Here is a 4,178-nt window from a genome sequence, read left to right on the forward strand (position 1 = left end):
TCAACACACAGGGATGTAGAGCTATTGCTCTAAGAATAAAATGAATAAGGCCGGTTAGGCCACAATTTAGACCAAGTGCTTATGTTAGAGATAGTTTTAGGCTCAGCATTGATGTATTACTTTGCGACAGAAGCCTTCGAAATAGAAAAAAAGCCACCAGGAACTGTTTATTACACAGAGACTGCCGACTCACGTAATTTATCATTTCATAGAAATCACATTGAACCAGTCAAAATCAAACCTGCTGTAGAAGATCAATTTCGCGGTATTGTTCGGCAAGCATATGACTATAGCTGTGGTTCGGCTGCGCTTACCACTTTGTTAAATGGGTATGTCGGAACCAGTTTGACTGAGCAGCAGACCATGAGCGGTTTGCTACAGTATGGCGAATATCAACGCATTATTGAGCGCCGAAGTTTCTCATTACTCGATATGAAACGCTTTGTCACAGCAATCGGTTTAGATAGTGGTGGTTATCGCGGTGAGTTCTCTGATTTAGTAAAACTTGGGCAACCTGCAATTGTTCCAATTTCTTATGCTGGTTTTAAACATTTTGTTGTATATAAAGCTTATAAAGATGGGCGAGTCTATGTGGCTGATCCTGCATTAGGCAATATCAGCTTTGATGAAAGTCGCTTTAAAGAAATTTGGGATAATAATACTTTATTTGTTATTTCAGTCCCCGAATCTCAGCGTAAAGATCTATTGGCTTTAAAAGATGCAGATATGCGTCATGTAGAGGATGCAACCGTCAACAGATATGCTTTTGTTGACGTGCAATATCCGACATTTAATTATGATCGTTTAGCAAATAAAGCCTCAACTATGAGACGCGTATTAGATAACGATAATCACTCTGCAACCTATGGACTACCAATAGAAACCTATATGCGTCTTTATTACAAACGTAAATAGTCAAATTTTAATTTAGTAAAATAAATAAATTGGGTGGGAAAAAACATGAATAATCGATGGATAAAGATGAGTGTATTGGCCTTGAGTATGAGTGCCATTACAGGGACAATTTATGCTGAGGATCAAGTACAACAAGGACAAGTAGGCGGATCGAGCCAAGATGTAAATGCAGGTAGCACAGGAAGTTCTACACCTGTAGATACAACAAACTCGAATACAGCCATAGCAGGAAGCACAGTACAGTCTTCTGATACACCTGCAACGGACAATAGTACGGTACCTGCCACTGAGGGGGGGGCACATCAAGCTGCAACTGCATTACAGAAAAAAGAAGGTGATGCAAGTCAAGAGACGAATTTACAAGAAGTATTTACTTCAAATGAGCGGCAATATTCGTTAATTAAAAAAGGGGGCATTTCATCTTATTATGACCTCGATTACACATATTATCGTGATACACGAATTGATTTAGCTTTATCAGATAATTCATCTCAGCTTAACCGTTTACGTGTCGAAGAAGATGCTAACCATACTTTAACAAATAGTTTTACGGTCCAGTATGGGGTTTTGGACAACTTAACTTTATCGGCAACTCTTCCTTTTGTTGCAAAATCTGAAATTATTCGTGATACGACTACTGCTGGGTTAGGGGATATTTCCCTTGGCGCTCGCTGGGAACCTTTTCCATTAAAACAAGGCCGATTACCATTGGTACTTTTTGGTAGTTTATCTTCTAAGACAGGGGATAGCCCATATGAAATTGGTTTAGATGAGCTATCAACAGGTAAAGGTTACTACTCAGCTGGCGTAGGTGCGAGTACTCGTAAATATATTGATCCAGTTGTTTTATTTGCTTCTGCTTCTGCCAATTATGGTTTTAAAGAAACAGGTTTGAATCAGGCGCGTGGTAGCGGGGCTAAGGGGCCAAGGATTTTAACTTCTTTTGATCCAGGCATTAGTGGCGGCTTCTCATTCGGTTTTGCTTACTCATTTAACTATGACGTGTCATTAACCATGTCGTATCAACAAAGCTTTAATATGAACGCTGAGTTTGAATTTAATAATGGAGATGAATCATATAAATCGCCAGACCAAAGTAGTGCAATGTTGTCTTTTGCTTTAGGTGTGCGTGTTTCACCTGAAACAATTGTTAATGGTACGGTAGGTATTGGTTTAACCGAAGATGCGCCAGATATTTCACTTGGCTTGTCATTCCCGTTAGATATTTTAGGTTTTACTAAAAAACAAAAATAAGGAGATATGCAGGTGAAATATCCTAAATTATGTCCTCTAACGGCGGCAATTGTTATCTCCGGTTTTTCTAGCTTTGCCAATGCTCAATTAGGACAAAACCTAGCTGTTGATATTCGTTCACTATCGATGGGGAATGCTGTAACGGCAGATCCTCCAGGGATTAGTGCAGTTCATTTTAACCCAGCAGCACTAGCGAAAATTGATGGGTTACAAACAGATGTACAAGGTATTCTTGCAAACTTTGATATCCAGCGTGAGTTCTCAGCTCCTCCTGGGTACAACATTTTTGGCTATTCAGACGATCCTCTGGTTTGTAATGATGGACCAGAAATTTCTGCCAATATTTGTACAGATTTTAAAGATTCTGTACATGGTGATGTCGAGTATGCAAGCTTATATGTACCCATTCTTAAAAAAATGGTTGACTTGGGAGCGGGGTATCCACTCGTTGCGCCTACAGCTGGTATAGCCTATAAACCACCAGGCTCAAAAGTAACCTTTGCAACGGCAATGTATGCGCCTTTAGTAGCCGGTTTTGGAGCAGAAAATGGCAATCCTGGTAACTATATGGGACAACAGGTTGCTGTAGAGCGTATTACATATCTATCCCCATCTTTTGGTTATCAAGTAAATGATCATTTATCAATTGGTGCTTCGATTGGTATGTCGTATAACGCGATCGCTTTAAATACTGATTTACGTTTTCCTAATGAAATGATTGGTGTACTGCGTATGGTTGATGATGTGGTGTGTGCACCCTTCAAAGACAATAACGATATGATTACTGATCTGCTCTTATTAGGAATTTGTAATACAAAAGAAGGAATGAATCCATTTAATAAAATGGGGTCACTACAAGTTTCATTAGAACAATCATTAAGCCCTAGTTATAACTTGGGATTGCTTTGGGAGCCGACAGATGATTTTGGCTTTGGTATGGTATATCAAAGTGCTGCCAAGATGCGTCTCAAAGGCAAATACATGATTAATAATGCCAAAGCGCCTCAACAGTTGGTTCAGGGATTAAACTCATCGGCAACTGGGCAAATTTTAGCTGCGATTCTTGGACTACCAGGATATGTTCCTGATACTGAGTCTGGTTTAGTCGCGATGGATTTAGAGTATCCTGCACATTTTCAGGCAGGTATTAAATACAAAATATTTCCAGATTTACAATTAAACTTTGATGTTGGATGGACTGATTATTCTGCTTGGGATAAGTTTAAATTTGAATTTGATAGACAGATTACATTATTAAAAATTGCCAAACTTCTATCGAATGATGTGACTGATAACTCTTTAGCATTGCCATTAAAGTTTACTTCACCATGGAGCTGGGGTATTGGTTTAGAATATTCAGCAACTGATCGTTTGAAGTTACGAGCAGGTTATGAGCCGCGTGCTAGTTCTATTCCTAATGATAAACGTAATACTATGGTTCCGATCAATAATGCGCAATTATTCGGTTTGGGCGTAGGTTATCGTTTTGATACGGATACAGACTTAGATCTTTCTGTCGGTTTCTTACGTAGTCGTGACAATATTCCAGCTTGTAGTAGTACTCTATCGAATAAGTGTGGTGTCGATAATATCTTATTAAACCCTTATTCAGGTTTAGATGTAAAAACGAATACAAAAGTCACAGTACTTGGTTTGAGTTATAGAACAAAATGGTAAAACAGTATAAATGGATGTTTAGCCCTAATTTCGCTATTTTAACCTTATGTGTTGCGATAGCGAATGTTTCTGTTTCTTATGCAGACGGATTTTATACGATTATAGGTCCCGATGGTCGTCCTATGATTGTGCCTAGTAGAAGAGTTGATCAGGAAAAACAGTCTCTCCCTAGCATAGACGTACAGTCCAAAAATCTGCCAGAGAAGACTGTAGCTTTGCCTGTTCAAAAACTTTCAAGGGAAAAAGAACAAACTACAGATTCCTCGAAAAAAGTAGAACAACAAATAGAAAAGAAACTAAATACTGCACCGACTGCACCGACTGCACCGACT

The 4,178-nt window shown here is 38.9% G+C and carries 3 protein-coding genes and 1 pseudogene; all 4 read left to right on the forward strand.

Annotated features, from left to right (window positions below; translation table 11 throughout):
• Positions 1 to 81 precede the first annotated feature (81 nt).
• Complete coding sequence (gene filB / locus NL42_RS17925) at positions 82 to 915, forward strand: putative pilus system C39 family peptidase FilB (protein WP_461313785.1); 834 nt, start codon at positions 82 to 84, stop codon at positions 913 to 915.
• Between the two features lie 45 nt (positions 916 to 960).
• Entirely contained in the window at positions 961 to 2,169 is a 1,209-nt protein-coding gene (filC, locus tag NL42_RS17930; protein ID WP_461313786.1) for a putative pilus system protein FilC, read from the forward strand.
• A gap of 12 nt (positions 2,170 to 2,181) precedes the next feature.
• On the forward strand, positions 2,182 to 3,846 hold the full coding sequence (gene filD / locus NL42_RS17935) for a putative pilus system OmpP1/FadL family transporter FilD (RefSeq protein WP_016139187.1): 1,665 nt from the start codon (positions 2,182 to 2,184) through the stop codon (positions 3,844 to 3,846).
• Positions 3,840 to 4,178: pseudogene (locus NL42_RS17940) on the forward strand (putative pilus assembly protein FilE); the annotation flags it as partial. The gene filD and the pseudogene NL42_RS17940, both read left to right, overlap by 7 nt.

The organism is Acinetobacter sp. GN11, assembly GCF_054823985.1.

Coding starts and splice junctions, on each gene's coding strand:
- filB (WP_461313785.1), top strand. CDS start 82: ATGTTAGAGATAGTTTTAGGCTCAGCATTGATGTATTACTTTGCGACA.
- filC (WP_461313786.1), top strand. CDS start 961: ATGAATAATCGATGGATAAAGATGAGTGTATTGGCCTTGAGTATGAGT.